A 19922-nucleotide genomic window follows, 5' to 3' on the forward strand; every position below is an offset into this window, starting at 1 on the left:
GAACAGCCGCTCGGTCCGGGGCCGGAAGAAGATCAGCGGGTCGAACGGGCACAGCAGGGCAGCACCGTCGACCCGTCGCGGGATCCGCGCGCCGGTACGCAGGTAGGCCGGCTTGTCCCAGCCGTCCACCCGCACCGGCTCGAGTTCTCCGGCGTCGACCAGCTCGGCCAGTGCCGGCTCGCACTGCCGTCGATGCAGCCGGTAGTAGTCACGCAGATCGGTCTCGGTGGCCACCCCCAACGCGTCGGCGGCCCGCCGGACCAGCTCACGCACCGCATCCGGTTCGTCGACCCGGCGGCTCACGACCTCGGCCGGCAGCACGCGCTCGGTGAGGTCGTAGTGCCGCTGGAAGCCGACCCGCTTGTCCACCGAGAGCTCCCCGGTGGCGAACAACATCTCGCACGCCACCTTGGTATCGCTGTGGTTCCAGCCCCAATGATCCTTGCGCCGTGGGCGATTCAGCTCGAGTTGCCGCTCCACCTCGGCCGCGGTGCACGCCCCGACCTGGTCGATCACACTCAGCACACGGCCGGGCAGATCGGGATTCTCGTCGAGCACCCGGCGCGCCCCGCCCCAGCGGCCGTGCGCGTAGCGGGCCATCCGCCACCGCAGCAGCGGCCAATCCTCCACCGGAATCAGCGCCGCCTCGTGCGCCCAGTACTCCACGAGCCGGCGCGGCCGCCGCGCACTGTGTTCCCATATCGCCTCGTCGAGCAGCGTGCGATCGTAGGCGCCGATCCGAGCGAACACCGGCGCGTACTGCGCACGGACCACCGCCGCGACCGAATCCAGTTGCAGCAGTTTGGTATTGCGGAGAACACCCAGGACTGCGCGGCGACTCGCGCCACCGGGCCCGTCCGCTCGGTCGCGGGCGGCGGTGGCGAATCCCTGGGCGGCGAGTGCGGCCCGGCGGGCCGCGGCGGAGGTGATGGTGCGCACGCACCGAATCTGCCATGACCCACCGACAGATATGCCCGAGCCGGGCTCGCGACGGCCCGAATCTGCTACCTTGAACACGTTCGATACATGAATGTATCCAAATCGCCCCCAATGTGGAGGAGTGCCCGTGACACCGTCACAACAGCCGGATGTCATCGTCGTCGGAGCCGGGCTGGCCGGACTGGTGGCCACCTACGAACTGACGCGCGCCGGACGACGGGTGCTGGTACTCGACCAGGAGAATCGCAACAATCTCGGCGGGCAGGCATTCTGGTCGCTGGGCGGATTGTTCCTCGTCGACAGCCCGGAACAGCGGCGCCTCGGCATCAAGGACTCCTTCGCGCTGGCCTGGCAGGACTGGCTCGGTTCGGCCGGATTCGATCGCGACGACGAGGACCACTGGGCTCGCCAGTGGGCGCGCGCCTACGTCGAGTTCGCCGCCGGGGAGAAGCGCCGGTACCTGCACGATCTCGGCTTGCGGGTGACACCCCTGGTCGGCTGGGCCGAACGCGGCGGCGCCACCGCCGACGGACACGGCAATTCGGTGCCCCGCTTCCATCTCACCTGGGGTACCGGACCGGAGGTGCTGCGCGTCTTCCTGGAACCGGTACTGGCCGCGGAGCAGCGCGGACTCGTCGAATTCGCGTTCCGGCACCGGGTCGACGATCTGATCGTCGAGGACGACGCGGTGGTCGGCGTGCGGGGCAGCGTCCTGGAACCGAGCGACCTGGATCGCGGCGTGGCCTCGTCGCGAACGACGGTGGGCGAGTTCGAATTCCGCGCTCCGGCGGTGCTGGTGTCCTCCGGCGGCATCGGCCACAACCACGACTTGATCCGCAAGAACTGGCCCACCGAACGGCTCGGCCCCTGCCCGCAGACCATGATCTCCGGCGTGCCCGCCCATGTCGACGGCCGCATGCTCGCGATCTCCGAATCGGCGGGCGGTCGCATCGTGAACCGCGACCGGATGTGGCACTACACCGAGGGCATTCACAACTGGGATCCGATCTGGCCCGATCACGCCATCCGTATCATCCCGGGACCGTCGTCACTGTGGTTCGACGCGAACGGAAAGCGTTTGCCCGCACCGTGTTTCCCCGGCTTCGACACCAATGCCACGATGAAGGCGATCCTCGACACCGGCTACGACTACTCGTGGTTCGTGCTCACCCAGTCGATCATCGAGAAGGAGTTCGCGCTCTCGGGTTCCGAGCAGAATCCCGACATCACCGGCAAGGACCTCAAACTCACGCTCAAGAGCCGCGCGGCCAAGGGTGCTCCCGGCCCGGTCGAGGCGTTCAAACGGCACGGCGTGGACTTCGTCGTCGCCGACACCCTGCCCGAACTGGTGCGCGGCATGAACGAGATCGCGCGCGGCCCGCAACTGGACGTCGCCGCGCTGGAACACCAGATCGTCGCCCGGGATCGCGAGCTGGACAACAAATACAGCAAGGACGCGCAATTGATGGCGATCGCCAACGCGCGGCGCTCACTCGGCGACAAACTGGGCCGGGTCGCGGCACCGCACCGGATTCTCGATCCCGCGCACGGTCCGCTGATCGCGGTACGCCTGAACGTGCTGACCCGCAAGACGCTGGGCGGTCTGCAGACCAACCTCGACTCGCAGGTGATCCGCTCCGACGGCGCTCCCTTCCCCGGCCTGTACGCCGCGGGTGAGGTCGCCGGCTTCGGCGGTGGTGGCGTTCACGGCTACAACGCGCTGGAAGGCACCTTCCTCGGCGGGTGCATCTTCTCCGGCCGCGCGGCCGGGCTCGCGATGGCCCGGCTGTCGCGTTAGGGCCGCTCCAGGCTCTTCGCGCCGACGGTGCGGGTCAGGCTGAAGATCGGCAGGCCGATCACCAGATGTTCGATGGCGGTGGACACGCCCACCCAGATATCGCTGGACAGCGTCAGCGGGATGACCACCGCCGCCGCGATCAGAATCCCGACGATCCAGGCGAAGAACATGTCCGGCGACGGCGTGCCCAGATGCAACAGGTACCAGAGCACGCCGGCGAGCAGGGCACACAGGAACGCGACCACAGCGAACCAGTAGCCCTGCTCGGCCATCGGGTTCCAGACCCCGAACTTGCCGCTCTCGGTGGCACGGGTGGCGACGACGTCGATGATCCACGCGCACAGCCACGCCGCCAGCGCGGTCACGACCGCGGTGGCGAGTACCCCGCCCGCGAACATGCCCACGTTGACCTCGGGCCGCCGGGGCGCGGGGTGCGCTCCGCCCGGTGTCCGGTAGGGCTGGTATGCGGGATCCTGTTGGTAGGCGGGTTCCTGATACCCGCCCGGCTGATAACCGCTTTCGTACCGCGTGGTGTGCTGCTCACGCGGATCCTGGGGATACACCGCCGATCACCTCCGTCGAATGTGTGTGCCGAGTGTAGGGCCACACCCGCCGCTCGGCGCGCCTACGGCATACCCGGTGTCGCGTCGGCATACACCCGCCCGCCGTTGCGCGCCGGATCGAGGAGGCCCGATCCGGCGCTGGCCGATCACGCTGGAAGCAAGCGTCTCTCGTAGTCCGCCGCCAGTGCCCGCAGCGCGGCGGCGCCGTCCCCGGCGAAGCTGGAGCCGTGCATCACCGCCAGGGTCGCCGGATTCAGCTGCGCCAATCCGTACAGGGCGGCCGGTACGGCGGGGCCCAGTGACGTCGCCCGGAAGACGTCCTCGGCGAGGACGGCCGGACCGACCACATCGGATTCGGTGAGTGCGGGCCCGTCGCCGACCTGGGTCATGAGGTCACCACAGAACAGCACCCCCGTCGTCTCCTCGTAGAGCACCCGCGACTCCCAGTTGTGCGGTGCGTGCGGAGTATCGATATGGCGGATGCGCCGCTCGCCCAATTCGATGATCTCCCCGTCGGCCAGCGGGCGTGGCGGCCGGTCGGCGAGATCGTCGATGGAGACCTGACAACCGAGGATTCCGTGTGCCACCTGCGCGTGCGGCGCCGCGGCGAGGAACAGGTTCATCGCCCCGCATTCGTCGGCCTCGACGTGGCCGAAGGTGATCCAGCGCAGCCGTTCGACCGGCACGATCGCGTTGATTTGCGCGCTCACCAGCGGGAACAGCGCGCGCATGCCGCAGTGGAACAGCAGAGGCTCCTCGTCCACGACGAGGAATTGATTGAAGCTGAATCCGGTCGGGCCGACCTCGGGCACGAACGTGGATATTCGGTAGATCCGGTCGGCTATCTCATCGGTACGGGTCTGCATGATCTCGCTCCCATCCGGGCCTCGCGCGCCGGCGGGATCACCTACGGCGGCGCGGACCCGCTGCCTTCGAGTCGACCCCCGCATCAGATGTTATCCAGATCACATGGCGAGGTCGATAGGGCCGCCCGGCCGCGCGGATCGCCGACCGGCCGCGGATACGATCGCGATCATGAACGACCGGCCGAAGGCTCTGCTGTTCGACGTCCAGAGCAAACTGGGATGCTGCACCGCATCGGCGAGCAGACCCGCCGGCATTCGGTGATCGACGCCATCGAGGTCCGGAACGGGCGGCAGGCGCCTTCCGGACCTCGATTCACGTCGCGGAACTACCCCGCAGGCGCCGGCTCAGCAGGCGGCGCAGCTTCCCCAGCCGCCGATTCCCCTGCGCCAGAAGTGCTTTCGGCGACGGTCGCCGGCTCTGCCGATTCCGCCGCAGAGGCCTCCTTCCCGGCCTCGGTTTCCGCCAGCGCCACCAGTTCCTGTCGCACGCGCAGGTCGTGTTCGGCGGCATCGGCGGCGGCCCGCTTCGGACTCCAGCGCCCGGCCATCAGGAAGACGAAGGGCAGGAACAGCACCTGGGCGATCAGGCAGATCCACCACCACTGCCGCCACTGCACCGGCGAGTCGGCGGCCGCCTGCTTCACCTCGGCGCCGTGCTCGGCCACATAGGCCAGATCATCGGCCGGCACGGTGGCCACCGCCTGCAACTGCGCTTGCGCGGTCACGAGTTTCGGGCCGACCGCACTGGCGACGGCGAGCTGATCGCGCGGAATCTGCTGGGTCGCGGTCAGCCGCCCCACCGCTTCGGCGGGGCTGATGCCGAATTTCGCCGCCACCTGACCGACCGCGGCGCCCGCGGCCCGGGCGTCGTTCGGATTCACCGCCAGAGCACCGAGCGTGGCCGGATCCACAGCCTGCAGTGTCGCCAGCTCCTGCGGATACCGCGCGTTCAACGCGATGGTGGCCTGGATGTCGGCGGGTGACGCGCCGGTCAGCTTGGTCAGCGCCGCCATCTGAGCGGCGGGATCGGCGGGATTGCGGCCGAGTTGAGTCATGGTCTCGGCGCCGACGGTCTGGATGGTCGCCAGCTGCGGTCCGTAGTGCGCCTGGATCTCCTGCAGTCGCGGACCGTTGTTGACCAGCGGCCCAGCCGCGTCGACCACCATCAGCAGACCGAACAGCGTGAAGGTCACCACCGTGCGCAGCACACCACCCCACACGGCCAGCCCGACCGCGGTCGCGGCCGGATTGTGACGCTCCACGGTTTCGGTGAAGCTCGCCATCCAGGTGGCGTAGGCGATGCCGCCGCCGACCGCGATGACCATCATCACCACCGCGAACGAGTAATAGCCGGTGTCGGGATGATCGGTGTAGCCGAGGAAGACGTACAGCCCGGCGATACTGATCAGGGCGCCCAGGATCATGAACGGTTTGCGCACCTTGAGGATGTCCGACACGATGCCGGTCACCACCAGCGCCACCGCGTTCGCGATCCAGTACCAGTTACCCAGCGCATTGGCCTGCGCCGGTGTGAAACCGAAGTTCGTCGCCAGATAGACCGGCAGGAACGACACGATGGTGTAGAAGAATGCCAGGAAGATGCTGATGGCCAGGGCCGAGCCGACCACGTCCACGCGCATCATCTGACGCCACTGCCCGCGCTCGAGCGCCTCGACGTCCAGCCCCTTGGCCCGCGCCTCGACCAGGGCCCGATCCCGCAGGCTCACCATCACCTGATCACGCAGGCGCGGACTCAGTTCGCGCAATCCGATCACCGCGACGACGGCGACCGCACAGCTGATCACGCCGCACAGGCGGTAGTGGAACTGCCAGTCCGGGTGACTGTCGAGGGTGCGGGCGGTGATCTCGCTGGTGACGAGTGCGCCGATCACCGGCCCCAGGGTCCAGAACCCCATCGCCGAGGCGCGGCCCAGCTGCGGCGAGAAGTCCCGGATCAACGCCGGGGTGGCCACCAGTACCGCACCCTCGACCACGCTCACCACGCAGTAGACGACGAGATAGGCCATCTTCGTGGTCGTCGCCGGCAGCGCGAACAGAGTGAGCAGCGAACAGATCACCACTCCGTAGGCCACGATATTGGCGCGCCCCCAGCGATCGAGCAGCCCCGCCGCCACCGAGGCCGCGGCGCCGAAGGCCGCGCCGATGATGAAGATCCACACGAAATAGGCGAAGGAGAGGTGGAAGTAGGCGATCAGCTGATTTCCGACCGCGCCCGCGACGAAGAGCTGGTAGTACAGCACGATCGAGGTGATCACCACGAGCGTCAGATACCAGGAGCGGGCCGGGGTATCGGGATAGTGCGGTAGTTTTCGCCGCCACAATCCGGTGAGCAGGGTGGGAGCGGCTGGTGTCGAGGTCGAGCTCATGGTCGAGATGCCTTTCTGGCCACGGCATCTCGTCGCGGGAGAATCTCTTGTGATTCCGCACGAGCACCGGGTGGGAACAGGGTAGCGGCCAATCGTGATCCACATCACTTTTCCGGCAACTCGATCGAACCGACCGATCCGATTGCGGGGCGCATACCGACCGGTCGACGGTTGCCGGCTGTTCGCAGGACTGTTCGCGCACTCCACGACCTATCAGCTTGTCTGAGGAGTTTGCTACCGTGAACCCATGGTCGACTCCCCCATCCTGCAGGTGGACGCCGTAGATTTCGTGCGCAACCGCACTCCGATCCTGTCCGCGGTGTCACTGACCGTGCGAGCCGGCGAGCATTGGGCACTACTGGGACCCAACGGCGCCGGGAAGACCACACTGCTGAAGATGCTCGGTGCGTTCGAACATCCCACCCACGGCAGCGTGCACGTTCTCGGGCATCGGCTGGGCCGGGTGGATATGCGCGAATTGCGAACGGCCATCGGCCATGTCGACCCGCGGCACAATCCGCCCTATCCCCTCAGCGCGCACGAGGTGGTTCTGACCGGGCTGACCAATACCGCCGATATCAAGCAGCGCTGGTCGCCGACGTCGGACGAGGATACCGAGGCGGATCGGCTCATCGAACTCATGGGGCTGACCCCTCGCCGCGACGCCCGCTGGCCCACCCTGTCCCAGGGTGAACGCGGGCGCGCGCTCATCGCCCGGGCGCTGATCGCCGAGCCGCGGCTGCTCCTGCTCGACGAACCGGCCACCGGCCTCGACGTCGGCGGCAGGGAACAGCTCATCGACCGGATCGATCTGCTGCAGGCCACCCATCCCGAGCTGGCGTCGGTCCTGGTCACCCATCACCTCGAGGAACTACCCCCGGCCACCACCCACGCGTTCCTGCTGCGCGCGGGACGTTGCGTGGCGAGCGGACCCGTGGACGAGGTGCTGACGAGCGGCAATATCAGCACCTGTTTCGACCATCCGATCCGGCTGACCCGCACCGACGACGGACGCTGGCATGTGCGGGCGGAGCGCAGCGTCCGCGCCTGAGCCCGAATCTTGTCATTGACAAGATTCGGGGAACGTGCGATGTTGGGCAGGCGTCAGCATTCACTCGTCTCGTCGAAAGTTCTCCGCCATGCCCACACTGCCCTGGGTCACCGTCGATCGGCCCACCACCGATACCGTCCAGATCATGGCCTCACGGCTCGAAGTCCGGTCGCTGCGGCACGTGCCCGGGTTCTTCGCGACCTCGATCCGGCTGTGGCGCCAGGCGCGCCGCTCCCCCGGCGCGCTCGGCGTCACTTTGAAGGCCGACCTCACCCGCCGCACGTTCTGGACGCTGTCGGCCTGGACCGATCAGGAGGCGATCAGCGCCTACGCCCGCACCGATCCGCACGCCTCGGCCATCGTGCGCGCCCGCGCGGTGATGCGCGAATCGACGTTCGTGTTCTGGTCCGTCCCCGCCGCCGACCTGCCGATCGACTGGTCCGAGGCTCGACGTCGCATTGCCGAGGAACGCGAAAAACGAAGCAGCACGGCCACTCTCCGATAAACCACCGCCGCGCCCGGCCGGATCAGTCGTCGACCGGCACCGATTCCGGACGCCTGGCCGGCTGCTCGTCCTCGGGTGGTTCCCGCAGCCGCGCCACCTCCAGTACCCGCGAGCGGGCCGCGAACCAGCCGGCGATCAGCGCCGGGATCAGGATCACCAGACTCGCGACCGTCCAGGTGCCGACCGGGTGATCGAAGGCCATCAGCACCAGCATCGCGCCCAGGAAGATCAGGGTCGCGATGCCGGTATAGGGCGCGCCGAACATGCGGAACGCGGGCCGTTCCAGCTCACCGCGCCGCCAGCGCCGCCACAGCGCCAGCTGGCACAGCACGATCGTCGCCCAGGAGGACAGGATGCCCAGCGACGCGATGTTGAGCACGATCTCGAAGGCGCGCGCCGGCACGATGTAATTGAGCCAGATGCCGACCAGAGCGATCAGGCTGGTCAGCACGATGCCGCCGTAGGGCACACCGCGGCTGTTCATCCGCGCGGTGAATCGCGGTGCGCTGCCGTTGACCGCCATCGAGCGCAGAATGCGTCCGGTCGAGTACAGACCGGCGTTGAGACTCGAGAACGCCGCGGTGAGCACGACCAGATTCATCACCGAACCGGCGTGCGGCACACCCAGTTCGGCGAAGAACGTGACGAACGGGCTCTCGTCGGCACGGTAGGCGGTGTAGGGCAGCAGCAGGGCCAGCAGGATCAGTGAGCCGACATAGAACACGGCGATACGCAGGATCACCGAGTTGATGGCGCGCGGCATGATCTGCTGCGGATTCTCGGTCTCCCCCGCGGCGGTGCCGACCATCTCCACCGCGGCGTAGGCGAATACCACGCCCGATGCGACCGTGACCAGCGGCAGCACCCCGGTCGGGAACCAGCCGCCGGACTGCGCGACCAACCCGAAACCCGTTGCGGCCCCGTCGACCCGGAATCGCCCGCCGAGGAAGACGATGCCGATGATCAGGAACGACACCAGTGCGACGACCTTGATCAGCGCCGCCCAGAACTCGAGTTCACCGAACCATTTGACCGAGATCAGATTCACGCTCAGCACCAGGCACAGCGCGATCAGCGCCAGCACCCACTGCGGGATCGCACCGAACGCGCCCCAGTAGTGCAGATAGGTGGCGATCGCGGTGGTGTCGACGATGCCAGTCATGGACCAGTTCAGGAAATAGGTCCAGCCGGCGACGAAAGCCGCCTTCTCCCCGTAGAACTCGCGCGCGTAGGAGACGAACGACCCCGACGAAGGCCGGTGCAGAACCAGTTCGCCCAGTGCCCGCAGGATGAAGAAGACGAACACGCCGCAGACCGCGTACACCAGGAACAGTCCCGGCCCCGCGTGCGCCAGCCTCCCGCCGGCGCCGAGGAACAGGCCGGTGCCGATGGCGCCGCCGATCGCGATCATCTGCAACTGCCGCGGCTTGAGGCTCTTGTGGTAGCCGCTGTCCTCCGCGGACAGGTGCGTCTGTGCTGGTGTCTCGCTCATCGGTCGGGTGATCCCTTGGTCGAGGTCGGGGCGGCTCGACGTTACCCGGTGTGGGAATGATGCCCGGCGTGGTGGGGCCGGTGCGCGTTAAAGTGCCTGCATGAGGCGCACGCGAGCGATTCTGGCCGGCGCGAGCGCCGCCCTGCTGCTGACCACCGGGCTGCTCACGGGCTGCACGACCACCACCTCCGAGGCCGGCCGAAGCTGCGTCGGAGGCCCGGACGGCACCCCGATCACGGCTGCGGCGGGACCGGCGGCGAGTGCGACGAACCTGGCGACCAATCCCGAGATCGCCACCGGATACCGCAGCAATATGACCCCGGTACGCACCCACACCTTCGCGGTCTCCACCGCGAACCCGCTGGCCACCCACGCCGCCTGTGAGGTCCTGGCCGACGGCGGCACCGCGGCCGACGCGCTGATCGCCGCGCAGACGGTACTGGGCCTGGTCGAACCGCAGGCCTCCGGCATCGGCGGCGGCGCGTTCCTGCTCTATTACGACGCCGCGGCCGGATCGGTCGACGCCTACGACGGTCGCGAGGTCGCCCCCGCCGCCGCGACCGAGAACTATCTGCGCTGGGTCAGCGACACCGATCAGTCGATGCCGCAACCGAATACCCGTGCCAGCGGACGGTCGATCGGCGTGCCCGGCGTGCTGCGACTGCTCGAAGCGGCGCACCGCGACCACGGCAAGCAGTCCTGGCGCGACCTGTTCGGTCCCGCGATCTCGCTGGCGGACAACGGTTTCGACATCAGCGCCCGGATGGCGAGCCAGATCGCGCAGTCGGCCCCGGACCTGGCCCGGGACGAGAATGCCAGGCAGTACTTTCTGCAGCCGGACGGCTCCCCCAAACCACGGGGCTTCCACCTCGCCAATCCGGCCATGGCCAAGACGTTGAGCGCCATCGCCTCCGACGGCCCCGACGCCTTCTACACCGGAGCGGTCGCCCGCGACATCGTCGACGCCACCGCGACCACCAGCGGTGGCCGCACCCCGGGTCAGATCTCACTCGACGATCTCGCGCGGTATCAGGCGAAGAAACGCACCGCCCTGTGCACCGACTACCGCACCCACCGGATCTGCGGGATGCCCAATCCGTCCTCCGGCGGTATCACCGTCGCCGCGACCCTCGGGATCCTGGAGAATTTCGACCTCGCAAGCCTGTCCCCGGACCGTCTCGACCGCAACGGCGGGATCCCGAAAGCCGAAGCGGTGCACCTGATCTCGGAGGCCGAGCGGCTGGCCTACGCCGATCGCGACAAATACATCGCCGATCCCGATTTCGTTCCGCTGCCCGGCGGCTCGCCCGCCGCGCTGGTGAACAAGGACTATCTGAAGCAGCGGGCGGCCCGCATCGACCCGAACCATTCCATGGGCACCGCGCAGCCGGGTGACTTCGGTCCGGTCCCGCTCGGCACCGGCGTGCAGCAACCCGAACACGGCACCAGCCACATCTCCGTGGTGGACCGGTACGGCAACGCCGCGACCATGACCACCACCGTCGAATCGGCGTTCGGATCGTTCCATCTGGTCGACGGATTCGTCCTGAACAACCAGCTCACCGACTTCAGTGCCCAACCGGCCGATGCGGCCGGTGTGCCGCTGGCCAACCGGGTACAGCCCGGGAAGCGGCCGCGCAGTTCGATGAGCCCCACCCTGGTCTTCGACCGGACGCCGGACGGGTCCCGCGGTCGACTGGTCGACGTCGCCGGGTCCCCCGGCGGTTCGGTGATCATCCAGTTCGTGGTGAAAGCGCTGGTGGGCCTGCTGGATTGGCATCTGGATCCGCAGCAGGCGGTCTCGCAGGTGGCCTTCGGCGCGGCGAACACACCGGTGACCGGGGTGGGCGGGGAACATCCCGCGATCGACGCCACCGACAACGGGGCCCACGATCCGCTGGTGCGGAAACTGCGCGAGATGGGGCATCAGGTGTCGGTCGACCCGCAGTCCAGCGGGCTCAGCGCCCTGCAGCGCGAGGACGGCGGCTGGATCGGCGGGGCGGATCCCCGGCGCGAGGGCATCGTCCTCGGCGACGCCCGCTGACCGGTCAGTCCTGCTGCGCGGCGGTGTATTTCGCGCCGAGATCGCGGAAGCGATCCATCGCCCGGGCGGCGTGATCCTTGTCGTTGACGCGGATCGCCAGCATCGGCACGTATTCGTCGCCGGCCAATTCCAGTCGCGCCCAAGCCTTCTTGTCCGGAATCGCGACACCGCGAATATCGGACCAGCGGAACTCGTTGTCGCCCAGGATGTTGCGCACGACGACGCCCTGCGGTCCGACGCGCACCCGCGGCCGGGTCAGCAGCAGCACGGCACCGGCCAGCAACAGTCCGAAGCAGATGATCGCCACCTGGTCGGCGCCGCGGAAGTTCACCCCGGTCGTCGAATTGCTCGACAACACCCCCGCCAGGATGAACAGCACCGCTATCACGGCCGCCACGATGCGCGCGGTGCGCACCGCCCGGCGCGGACGCACCTCGAGATCCCATTGCCGCCCGTCCGCGGCCGGGCGCTGCGGACCGCGTTTGAACAGGTGCACGACCGGCGGCATCGGCTCAGGCTTCCCGGCGCAGCGCGCGCAGGGTCAGCGCGGCATCCAGGGCCGCGGCACTCGCCTGCTCACCCTTGTTCTCGGCCGAATCCGGCAGGCCCGCGCGGTCGAGGGCCTGCTCCTCGGTGTTCACCGTGAGCACCCCGTTGGTGACGGGTGTGCCCTCGTCCAGCGACACCCGCGTCAGCCCGGCGGTCACCGCATCGCAGACGTATTCGAAATGCGGTGTTCCCCCGCGGATCACGACACCCAGCGCCACGACCGCGTCGTGCGTGCGGGCCAGCGCCTGCGCGACCACCGGCAACTCCATCGCCCCGGCACAACGCACCACCGTGATCTGCTCGACGCCCGCTTCCCGGGCCACCCGCTCGGCATTGGCGAGCAACGTATCGCAGATGGTGGTGTGCCACCGCGAGGCGACGATGCCGACCCTCAGGTCCTTCGCGTCCGCCAGCGCGAACTCCGGTACACCCGTACCGCTCATCGACCGATACCCCTTCTCACGAATTCTGACTACTGCGCGGTCTCGCCGAGGTCCAGGTCGTCCAGACCGACCAGGTCGTGGCCCATCCGGTCGCGCTTGGTGCGCAGATACCGCAGATTCTCGGCATTGGCCCGCACCGGCATCGGTACCCGTTCGGTGATGCTCAGGCCGTAGCCGTCCAGGCCGACCCGCTTGGCCGGATTGTTGGTGAGCAGCCGCATCGACTTGATCCCGAGATCGACCAGGATCTGCGCCCCGGTGCCGTAGTCGCGGGCGTCGGCGGGCAGGCCGAGTTCGATATTCGCGTCCACGGTGTCGTGCCCGGAATCCTGCAGCTGATAGGCCTGCAGTTTGTGCATCAGGCCGATGCCGCGGCCTTCGTGCCCGCGCATGTAGAGCACCACACCGCGTCCCTCGGCGGCGACCATCTCCATCGCGGCATCCAGTTGCGGGCCGCAATCGCAACGCAGCGAGCCGAACACGTCACCGGTGAGGCATTCCGAATGCACACGCACCAGGACGTCGTCACCGGCGTCGACACTCAGATCGCCGCGGACCAGCGCCACATGTTCGACGTCGTCGTAGATGCTCTTGTAGCCGACGGCCTTGAATTCGCCGTACTTGGTGGGGATTCGCGCCTCGGCGATCCGCTCCACCTGCTTCTCGTGCTTGCGGCGCCACGCGATCATGTCGGCGATCGAGATCAGCGCGAGTTCGTGCTCGTCGGCGAAGATCCGCAACTCTTCGGTGCGGGCCATATCGCCCTCGTTCTTCTGGCTGACGATCTCGCAGATCACACCGGCCGGGCTCAGACCGGCCATCCGGGACAGATCCACGGCCGCCTCGGTGTGGCCCGGGCGCCGCAGCACCCCGCCGTCCTTGGCGCGCAACGGCACGACGTGGCCGGGCCGGGTGAACTCGTCGGCACGGGAGGCCGGATCGGCCAGCAGGCGCATGGTCGTCGCGCGGTCGGCGGCGGAGATGCCGGTGCTGATGCCCTCTCGCGCGTCCACCGACACCGTGTAGGCAGTGCCGTGCTTGTCCTGGTTCATCGAATACATCGGCGGCAGGCCCAGCCGATCGCAGTCCGCACCGGTCAACGGCACACAGATGTAGCCGGAGGTGTATCGGATCATGAAAGCCACCAGCTCGGGGGTCGCCTTCTCCGCGGCGAAGATGAGGTCGCCCTCGTTCTCCCGGCCCTCGTCGTCGACGACGACGACCGCCTTACCGGCGGCGATATCGGCGACTGCGCGCTCGATGGTGTCGAACCTGGTCACGTCTGCTGTGCTCCACTTCGGAATAGGTGCGACTCGAGCCTACTGGGTCGGGTCGCCGGTACGACGTCGCGGTTGCTCCGGTCAGCCACGCTGCTGGAGCCGCTCGACATATTTGGCGATGACGTCGACCTCCAGGTTCACGGTGGTGCCGGCGGGCGCGGCGCCGAGGGTGGTGAGTTCGCGGGTGGTGGGGATCAACGAGACCTCGAACCAGTCGCGGTGCCCGGGTTCGCCGGCGTCGTCGACGCCGAGGCCCGAGACGGTCAGCGAGATGCCGTCCACGGTGATCGATCCCTTCTCGACCACGTAGCGAGCCAGATTGTCGGGCAACGAGATTCGCACGACCTCCCAGTTGTCGGAAGGGGTGCGCGACAGGATGACCCCGGTGCCGTCGACATGGCCCTGCACGATGTGGCCGCCGAGCCGGCTGTTCACCGCCGCGGCGCGCTCCAGGTTCACCTTCGACCCGATGTCGAGTTTGCCGATGCCGGAGCGGTTGAGGGTCTCCCCCATCACGTCGGTGGTGAAACTGTCGCCGTCGACTACGTCGACCACGGTCAGGCAGACGCCGTTGACGGCGATGGAGTCGCCGTGGCGGGCATCGGAGGTGACGGTCGCGCCGCGAATCGTGAGCCTGGCCGCGTCCGCGGACCGTTCGGCGGCGACGATCTCGCCCAACTCCTCGACGATGCCTGTGAACATCCGTATCTCCTGTCAGCCCGGCGCCCACCGCGTCGGGGCGTCCGCTAGCGCAAACGGTGCCGGCGGCCCGGGGTATTCCCCCGCGGGTCGCAGTGTCATCAGCGTAACGACGCGCTGTAGCAGAGCACATCCGGCCGTCCTACCGACCGGTCGCGGCCGGACATTCGAGACTTTCGGACCGGAAAAGCGCACCGAACCGGGCGCGATATCGGCGACGCGCCGAGCGGGCCGATCAGCTTCCCCGCCCGATGGTCGTATCGCCGAATGCCGAAAAGGAATAGCAGGACTATTTCAGAAAAGGGGCATCGAATTCAGGTCTTTACCGGTCGAATATCCGGCTTCTACCGGCCCGGATCGCGGCCGAATTCAATTTGTTACCCACGTGACTGCGAATTCAACCCCAACGCTTGCACCAAGCCGAATTCGGTAGCAATATTGTTATGCAGTTGATTCCAACAGTTCATTGGACAACAACCTCATGGGGGTGCGGCGTGACCACGGTGATCGATACGTCTCTCACGGATCGATGCGAGCGGTATCGCCGCGTCTTTCATCTCCCCGCGTCGGTGGACGACGCATCACGGCACATCGTGCTCGAAATCGGGCAGCAATTCGGCGCGGTCACCATGCCCGCCGATCTGGGTGAGCGGGTCCTGCGCCAGCTCACCCAGTCCGGACTGGTCACTCCCGTCGTGCACCATCCGCGGGCACGGCGCTGGACCTTCATCACCGGCCCGTCGTGCTCCGCCGGCGTCAGCACATCCGTTGCGGCCGAACTGTTCCGGCTGTACACGACGGTCGCGTGCACGGGCAGCCACGTGGTGCTGCCCTCGGCCGAGGACGAACGGACCGGCTATCGGATCTGGGTGCAGACACCCGACCATCTCGAGGCGGTCGTTCCCATGGCCGCGGTCGTGGAGGCCGCGCGGCTCAGCGCCGCGCCGCCTGCTCCTCGATGACCTTCTCGCGCAAGGCTTCCACGGTCGCCGCCGGGTCGTCCGTGCCGTACACCGCGGACCCGGCGACGAAGCAGTCCACACCGGCCTCGGCGGCCGCCTCGATGGTGTCCATATTGATGCCGCCGTCGATCTCGACGACAAGACGCAATTCACCGCTGTCGACGAGCCGTCGGACCGCGCGAGCCTTCTCCAGCACGTGCGGAATGAACGACTGACCGCCGAATCCGGGCTCGACACTCATTACGAGTAGCGTGTCGAAATCGCGCAGGATTTCCAGGTACGGCTCGATGGGCGTATTCGGTTTCACCGACAATCCGGCCTTGGCGCCGGCGGCGCGGATATCCCGGGCCACCGCGACCGGATCGTCGGTCGCTTCCGCGTGGAAGGTCACGTTGTAGGCACCGGCCTCCGCGTACGGGGGCGCCCAGCGGGCCGGATCCTCGATCATCAGATGGCAGTCGAGCGGGATGTCGGTGGTCTTCAGCAGGCTCTGCACCACCGGCAGGCCGAGGGTCAGGTTCGGTACGAAGTGGTTGTCCATCACGTCGACGTGCAGCCAGTCCGCTCCCTCGACGGCGCGTACCTCCTCCGCCAGACGAGCGAAATCAGCGGACAGGATGGACGGCGCGATCATCGGCGACGGCCGGTGAAAGTGGGAATTCGAGAGGGACACAGCGCGTGAGTGTACTGGGTCGATCACACCGGTTTTCGGCACTGTCGGCGATTGCGCGACGCGAAGTTGGGTAGCCTTCGTAGGGTGATCAACATGTCGGCTGAAGAGGGACTGCGCAGCACACCCGTCGAAATCGGAGTGGCGGCCACCGTGTCGCAACTGCCCATCGTGCGCGGATTGGCCGAAACACTGGTCCTGCTCAGCGATTTCACACTCGACGAGGTCGCCGACATCCGGCTGGCCGTCGACGAGGCGTGCTCGACGCTGATCGAACTCGCCGTTCCCGGCAGCACCCTGCAGTGCCGCTTCACCGTCGGCGAGAACGATCTACTCGTCCGGGTGGCCGGGATCGCGGCCACCTCGAAACTGCCCGACCAGCGCAGCTTCGGCTGGCATGTGCTGCGGACTCTCACCGACGGCATCGATGTCGCGCAGGAGCCCTTCGATTCGGCTATTTCCGGATACCCGACGGTGGTCGAATTTCGCCGGGTCCGGGGGAAGGCGTAGTGGCCGACGAGAACAACGTGTTCGAGGCCGAGGACGCCGAGAACACCGCGGGTACGGCCGCGAGCGGATCCCCTGACGACACCGGCGCCGAGGACGGCGAGGGCCGCACGGACGGCGGCGAGGCCACTCCGGACGACGAGGACGACGGTGACGAGGTCGCCGAGGTCACCGGTTCGGTCTCCGGATACGACGATGTGAACCTGCTGTTCCAGGCGCTGTCGGAGGCCGGTGACGACCGCCGCGCCGAACTGCGCGACAAGTTGATCAACCGCTGTATTCCGTTGGCGGACCACATCGCCCGCAAGTTCAGCGGCCGCGGCGAGCCGTTCGACGACCTGACGCAGGTGGCACGGGTCGGGCTGGTCCACGCCGTCGACCGTTTCGACGTCTCGCGCGGCTCGAACTTCCTGTCCTTCGCGGTGCCCACCATCATGGGCGAGGTGCGGCGCTACTTCCGCGACAACACCTGGGCGATGCGAGTCCCCCGGCGGGTCAAGGAAACCCATCTGCGCATCGGTTCGGCGATCGATACACTCTCGCAGTCGCTGGGCCGCTCCCCGACTGCCAAGGAGATCGCCGCCGAACTCGACATCCATCCCGACGAGGTGACCCAGGCCGTCATCGCGGGCAACGCGTACCAGCCCAGTTCCATCGACGCGGTCTCGGTGGGCCGCGATACCGAGGCCTCGCTGCTGGACACCCTCGGCGAGGAGGAGTCGCAGTTCGACCGGGTCGAGGAGTATGTGGCGATCCGGCCGCTGCTCGCGGGCCTGCCCGAACGGGAACGACGCATCCTCACCATGCGCTTCTTCGAATCGATGACGCAGACTCAGATCGCGCAGCGGATGGGGATATCGCAGATGCATGTCTCCCGGATTCTCGCGAAAACCCTTGCGCGGCTACGGGAGCAGAGCGCCCGCGAGTGACGCCGGGCGCTACGCCGGATCCGGCGCGGCCGGTGTCGCGGCCCGCTGGGCGTGCACGATGGCGGACACCAGTTGTCCGGCCGGGCCGCCGAGTTTGCGCGGTGGGCGCCACACTGCGCGCAGCGTGCGCCGCAGATCCAGGCCCGCGACGGTGACCGCGCGGAGTTCACCGCGCTCGAGCTGGTCGCCGACCGCCAGCGTGCTCAGCACCGCGGGCCCCACGCCGCCGAGCACGCTGGTGCGGATGGCAGCGGCGCTGCCGAGCTCCAGAAGTGGTTCGGCGCGCGGATATTCGGCCAGCGCGACGTCGAGGGTGCTACGAGTGCCGGATCCGGGTTCGCGCACCACCAGCGGTGTCGCGGCCAGTTCGGCGACGGTGAGCGGTGTGCGGCGACGCGCCCAGGGGTGCCCAGGATCGACCACGACGAGCAGTCGATCGTGTGCGACGGTCACGTGTGGCAACCCGTCGGGCACCGCCGGCGATTCGACGAATCCCAGGTCGCATTCCCCGGCCACGAGCCGGTCGCACACGTGACGCGAATTGTGAACCTGCAAATGAACTTTCACATCCGGATGACCGCGGCGGAACGCGCCGAGCCACCCCGGTAGCAGACATTCCGCGACCGTCATGCTGGCGGCGATCGTGAGTTCGGCCTCCTGATCGGTGCGCAGTGCGGCGGCGGCGTCGAGTAGCCGGTCCAGATCCGCCAGCACCTCGCGCGCCCAGTGCACGACGACGGTTCCCGCGGGGGTCAGCGTGGAGCCGCGCGGTGAGCGGCGCAGCAGGGCCAGGCCCAGCCGATGCTCCCACTGACGCACCGCACGACTGGCGTTCGGCTGCGCCATGCCGATCGAGCGTGCGGCCGCTCCGAGACTGCCGTGGTCGTCGATGGCGACCAGAAGCTCGAGAAAACCCAGGTCGGGGCGTACGTCAGCCATACCGCGATCATATGCGTTGAGCTCAACGCATATCACCAGGATATGGGTGCGATGCCCTTTCGGCCGCTACCGGACCCCACCGATTCACGGGACCGTGGTCGTCATGACAAGTCTGGATTCCTCGCGAGCGGCCGAGGCCGCCGACGTGCCCGGCGCCACCGAGGCGGGCGCGGCCGACCGCACCGACCGGCTCGCGGCCGGTTCACAGCGCGGTATCGGATCCTCCGGCACGCAGGCAACGGTCCGCACACTACGGCGGCGGTTACGTGCCCGGCTCCGGCGAAGCGCATTCGCTGCCGGGCGCTCGGGCGCGGGCGGCGGGGCGGATATCGTCCCCGGATTGACCCTGACTGTCGCGATCACCGCGCTCGTGCTGGGGATCGCCCAGTTCACGCCGACGGTCAGCCCGCTCCTGCTGGCGATCGTGGTCGGGGCGGTGCTCGCCAACTGTGTGCCGTTGCCGCAGCGAGTGCAGCCGGGGCTGCAGTTCTCGGCGAAGCGGCTGCTGCGCGTCGGTGTCGCGCTGCTCGGCCTGCAGCTGACATTCGCCGATATTCTCGGGCTCGGACCCGCCGTGATCGCGGTGGTCGTCGCGATCGTCGCCCTCGGGATCGGCGGCACGATGTTCATGGGCCGGCTGCTGGGATTGAGCTGGACGCAGCGACTGCTGATCGCGTGCGGATTCTCCATCTGTGGTGCGGCCGCCGCGGCGGCGGTGGACGGCGTGGTCGACGCCGAGGACGAGGAAGTGCTGACCGCGATCGCGCTCGTGGTCGTGTTCGGGACGATCATGATCGGCGCGCTGCCCCTGCTGTCGGGCGCCCTGGGCCTCGACGATCGCACCGCCGGGATCTGGGCCGGTGGGTCCGTGCACGAGGTGGCACAGGTCGTCGCGACCGGCGGCGCGATCGGCGGTGCCGCGCTGACCGTCGCGGTCGTGGTCAAACTGGCGCGGGTGGTGCTGCTGGCACCGGTGCTGGCGGTGATCGGCTGGCAGGTCCGGCGGCGCGAGGACACCGCGCCCGGTACCCGCAGGCCACCCCTGGTCCCGCTGTTCGTCGTCGCCTTCCTGGCCTGCGCCGCTCTGCGCACCACCGGACTCCTGCCCGAATCGGTGCTCGGCATGGCCAAATTGCTCCAGACCGCGCTGCTCACCGCCGCCATGTTCGCCCTGGGCGCGGGCGTACGCCTGGCCGCACTGCGCCGCGTCGGTCCGCGCCCGCTGATCCTGGCGCTCCTGTCCACCGTGTGGGTGGCCGGCATCGCCCTCACCGGTGCGGTTCTGGCCGGCTGAGCGGC

Annotated in this window: 19 protein-coding genes; 8 read left to right on the plus strand and 11 right to left on the minus strand. The window is 68.2% G+C overall.

Annotated elements, in window-relative coordinates:
- Nucleotides 1–939 (minus strand): winged helix-turn-helix domain-containing protein (locus NMI01S_RS14830; protein WP_062997657.1); only part of this gene is annotated, 939 nt, incomplete at its 3' end.
- A 91-nt stretch (nt 940–1030) separates the two neighbouring features.
- On the opposite strand from NMI01S_RS14830, the gene NMI01S_RS14835 reads away from it, so the two are divergent.
- Nucleotides 1031–2737: an FAD-binding dehydrogenase gene (locus NMI01S_RS14835; RefSeq protein WP_062997659.1), complete on the plus strand. Its 1707-nt coding sequence runs from the start codon at nt 1031–1033 to the stop codon at nt 2735–2737.
- Here the strand turns inward: NMI01S_RS14835 and NMI01S_RS14840 are convergent.
- The 3 genes from NMI01S_RS14840 to NMI01S_RS14850 form a co-directional block, all read right to left on the minus strand.
- Nucleotides 2734–3300 (minus strand): hypothetical protein, encoded by a 567-nt coding sequence (locus NMI01S_RS14840; protein ID WP_062997661.1) that lies wholly within the window; start codon nt 3298–3300, stop codon nt 2734–2736. The genes NMI01S_RS14835 and NMI01S_RS14840 overlap by 4 nt on opposite strands.
- Nucleotides 3301–3446: 146 nt before the next feature.
- Complete coding sequence (locus NMI01S_RS14845) at nt 3447–4166, minus strand: oxygen-binding di-iron domain-containing protein (protein WP_062997663.1); 720 nt, start codon at nt 4164–4166, stop codon at nt 3447–3449.
- 326 nt (nt 4167–4492) lie between these two features.
- Nucleotides 4493–6553, minus strand: coding sequence for an MFS transporter (locus tag NMI01S_RS14850; protein ID WP_084512981.1), 2061 nt, complete (start codon nt 6551–6553; stop codon nt 4493–4495).
- Nucleotides 6554–6800: 247 nt separating this feature from the next.
- Here NMI01S_RS14850 and NMI01S_RS14855 point away from each other — a divergent pair, with 247 nt between their 5' ends.
- Nucleotides 6801–7604, plus strand: coding sequence for an ABC transporter ATP-binding protein (locus NMI01S_RS14855; RefSeq protein WP_062997665.1), 804 nt, complete (start codon nt 6801–6803; stop codon nt 7602–7604).
- An 88-nt stretch (nt 7605–7692) separates the two neighbouring features.
- Nucleotides 7693–8109: a DUF3291 domain-containing protein gene (locus NMI01S_RS14860; protein ID WP_062997667.1), complete on the plus strand. Its 417-nt coding sequence runs from the start codon at nt 7693–7695 to the stop codon at nt 8107–8109.
- 22 nt (nt 8110–8131) lie between these two features.
- Here the strand turns inward: NMI01S_RS14860 and NMI01S_RS14865 are convergent, their stop codons facing one another.
- On the minus strand, nt 8132–9601 hold the full coding sequence (locus tag NMI01S_RS14865; protein WP_062997669.1) for an amino acid permease: 1470 nt from the start codon (nt 9599–9601) through the stop codon (nt 8132–8134).
- Between the two features lie 100 nt (nt 9602–9701).
- On the opposite strand from NMI01S_RS14865, the gene ggt reads away from it, so the two are divergent.
- The gene (gene ggt, locus NMI01S_RS14870; RefSeq protein WP_062997671.1) at nt 9702–11645 is read left to right on the plus strand and encodes a gamma-glutamyltransferase; all 1944 of its coding nucleotides are present in this window, start codon (nt 9702–9704) and stop codon (nt 11643–11645) included.
- Between the two features lie 4 nt (nt 11646–11649).
- On the opposite strand, the gene NMI01S_RS14875 is transcribed toward ggt, so the two are convergent.
- From NMI01S_RS14875 to NMI01S_RS14890, 4 genes are all read right to left on the minus strand, one after another.
- On the minus strand, nt 11650–12153 hold the full coding sequence (locus NMI01S_RS14875) for a PH domain-containing protein (RefSeq protein WP_062997673.1): 504 nt from the start codon (nt 12151–12153) through the stop codon (nt 11650–11652).
- A gap of 4 nt (nt 12154–12157) precedes the next feature.
- Entirely contained in the window at nt 12158–12637 is a 480-nt protein-coding gene (gene ribH / locus NMI01S_RS14880; RefSeq protein WP_036502603.1) for a 6,7-dimethyl-8-ribityllumazine synthase, read from the minus strand.
- Nucleotides 12638–12666: 29 nt separating this feature from the next.
- On the minus strand, nt 12667–13917 hold the full coding sequence (locus tag NMI01S_RS14885; RefSeq protein ID WP_062997675.1) for a bifunctional 3,4-dihydroxy-2-butanone-4-phosphate synthase/GTP cyclohydrolase II: 1251 nt from the start codon (nt 13915–13917) through the stop codon (nt 12667–12669).
- Between the two features lie 81 nt (nt 13918–13998).
- A complete protein-coding gene (locus NMI01S_RS14890) occupies nt 13999–14619 on the minus strand; it encodes a riboflavin synthase (RefSeq protein ID WP_062997676.1) in 621 nt (206 codons plus the stop codon).
- Between the two features lie 566 nt (nt 14620–15185).
- Between NMI01S_RS14890 and NMI01S_RS14895 the strand changes: the two genes are divergently transcribed.
- Nucleotides 15186–15578, plus strand: a complete 393-nt coding sequence (locus NMI01S_RS14895; RefSeq protein ID WP_245716870.1) for a hypothetical protein — start codon at nt 15186–15188, stop codon at nt 15576–15578.
- Here the strand turns inward: NMI01S_RS14895 and rpe are convergent.
- Entirely contained in the window at nt 15550–16212 is a 663-nt protein-coding gene (rpe, locus tag NMI01S_RS14900; protein WP_062997678.1) for a ribulose-phosphate 3-epimerase, read from the minus strand. The genes NMI01S_RS14895 and rpe overlap by 29 nt on opposite strands.
- 132 nt (nt 16213–16344) lie before the next feature.
- Between rpe and NMI01S_RS14905 the strand changes: the two genes are divergently transcribed.
- Together NMI01S_RS14905 and NMI01S_RS14910 are read left to right on the plus strand one after the other, a co-directional pair.
- Entirely contained in the window at nt 16345–16758 is a 414-nt protein-coding gene (locus NMI01S_RS14905; RefSeq protein ID WP_245716871.1) for an ATP-binding protein, read from the plus strand.
- A complete protein-coding gene (locus NMI01S_RS14910; RefSeq protein ID WP_084512983.1) occupies nt 16758–17684 on the plus strand; it encodes an RNA polymerase sigma factor SigF in 927 nt (308 codons plus the stop codon). The genes NMI01S_RS14905 and NMI01S_RS14910 overlap by 1 nt, the downstream gene beginning before the upstream one ends.
- Before the next feature lie 9 nt (nt 17685–17693).
- Here the strand turns inward: NMI01S_RS14910 and NMI01S_RS14915 are convergent, their stop codons facing one another.
- Complete coding sequence (locus NMI01S_RS14915) at nt 17694–18623, minus strand: LysR family transcriptional regulator (RefSeq protein ID WP_062997681.1); 930 nt, start codon at nt 18621–18623, stop codon at nt 17694–17696.
- 103 nt (nt 18624–18726) lie between these two features.
- On the opposite strand from NMI01S_RS14915, the gene NMI01S_RS14920 reads away from it, so the two are divergent.
- Complete coding sequence (locus NMI01S_RS14920; protein ID WP_084512984.1) at nt 18727–19917, plus strand: YeiH family protein; 1191 nt, start codon at nt 18727–18729, stop codon at nt 19915–19917.
- Nucleotides 19918–19922: the final 5 nt, after the last annotated feature.

Source organism: Nocardia mikamii NBRC 108933, from assembly GCF_001613505.1.
Lineage (GTDB): Bacteria > Actinomycetota > Actinomycetes > Mycobacteriales > Mycobacteriaceae > Nocardia > Nocardia mikamii.

Bases quoted from the DNA above. Each gene is read 5' to 3' on its own strand.
- ggt (WP_062997671.1), top strand. From the start codon at position 9,702: ATGAGGCGCACGCGAGCGATTCTGGCCGGCGCGAGCGCCGCCCTGCTG.
- NMI01S_RS14915 (WP_062997681.1), bottom strand. From the start codon at position 18,623: ATGGCTGACGTACGCCCCGACCTGGGTTTTCTCGAGCTTCTGGTCGCC.
- ribH (WP_036502603.1), bottom strand. From the start codon at position 12,637: ATGAGCGGTACGGGTGTACCGGAGTTCGCGCTGGCGGACGCGAAGGAC.
- NMI01S_RS14860 (WP_062997667.1), top strand. From the start codon at position 7,693: ATGCCCACACTGCCCTGGGTCACCGTCGATCGGCCCACCACCGATACC.
- NMI01S_RS14920 (WP_084512984.1), top strand. From the start codon at position 18,727: ATGACAAGTCTGGATTCCTCGCGAGCGGCCGAGGCCGCCGACGTGCCC.
- NMI01S_RS14845 (WP_062997663.1), bottom strand. From the start codon at position 4,166: ATGCAGACCCGTACCGATGAGATAGCCGACCGGATCTACCGAATATCC.
- NMI01S_RS14850 (WP_084512981.1), bottom strand. From the start codon at position 6,553: ATGAGCTCGACCTCGACACCAGCCGCTCCCACCCTGCTCACCGGATTG.
- NMI01S_RS14865 (WP_062997669.1), bottom strand. From the start codon at position 9,601: ATGAGCGAGACACCAGCACAGACGCACCTGTCCGCGGAGGACAGCGGC.
- rpe (WP_062997678.1), bottom strand. From the start codon at position 16,212: ATGATCGCGCCGTCCATCCTGTCCGCTGATTTCGCTCGTCTGGCGGAG.
- NMI01S_RS14890 (WP_062997676.1), bottom strand. From the start codon at position 14,619: ATGTTCACAGGCATCGTCGAGGAGTTGGGCGAGATCGTCGCCGCCGAA.
- NMI01S_RS14875 (WP_062997673.1), bottom strand. From the start codon at position 12,153: ATGCCGCCGGTCGTGCACCTGTTCAAACGCGGTCCGCAGCGCCCGGCC.
- NMI01S_RS14835 (WP_062997659.1), top strand. From the start codon at position 1,031: ATGTATCCAAATCGCCCCCAATGTGGAGGAGTGCCCGTGACACCGTCA.
- NMI01S_RS14905 (WP_245716871.1), top strand. From the start codon at position 16,345: ATGTCGGCTGAAGAGGGACTGCGCAGCACACCCGTCGAAATCGGAGTG.
- NMI01S_RS14855 (WP_062997665.1), top strand. From the start codon at position 6,801: ATGGTCGACTCCCCCATCCTGCAGGTGGACGCCGTAGATTTCGTGCGC.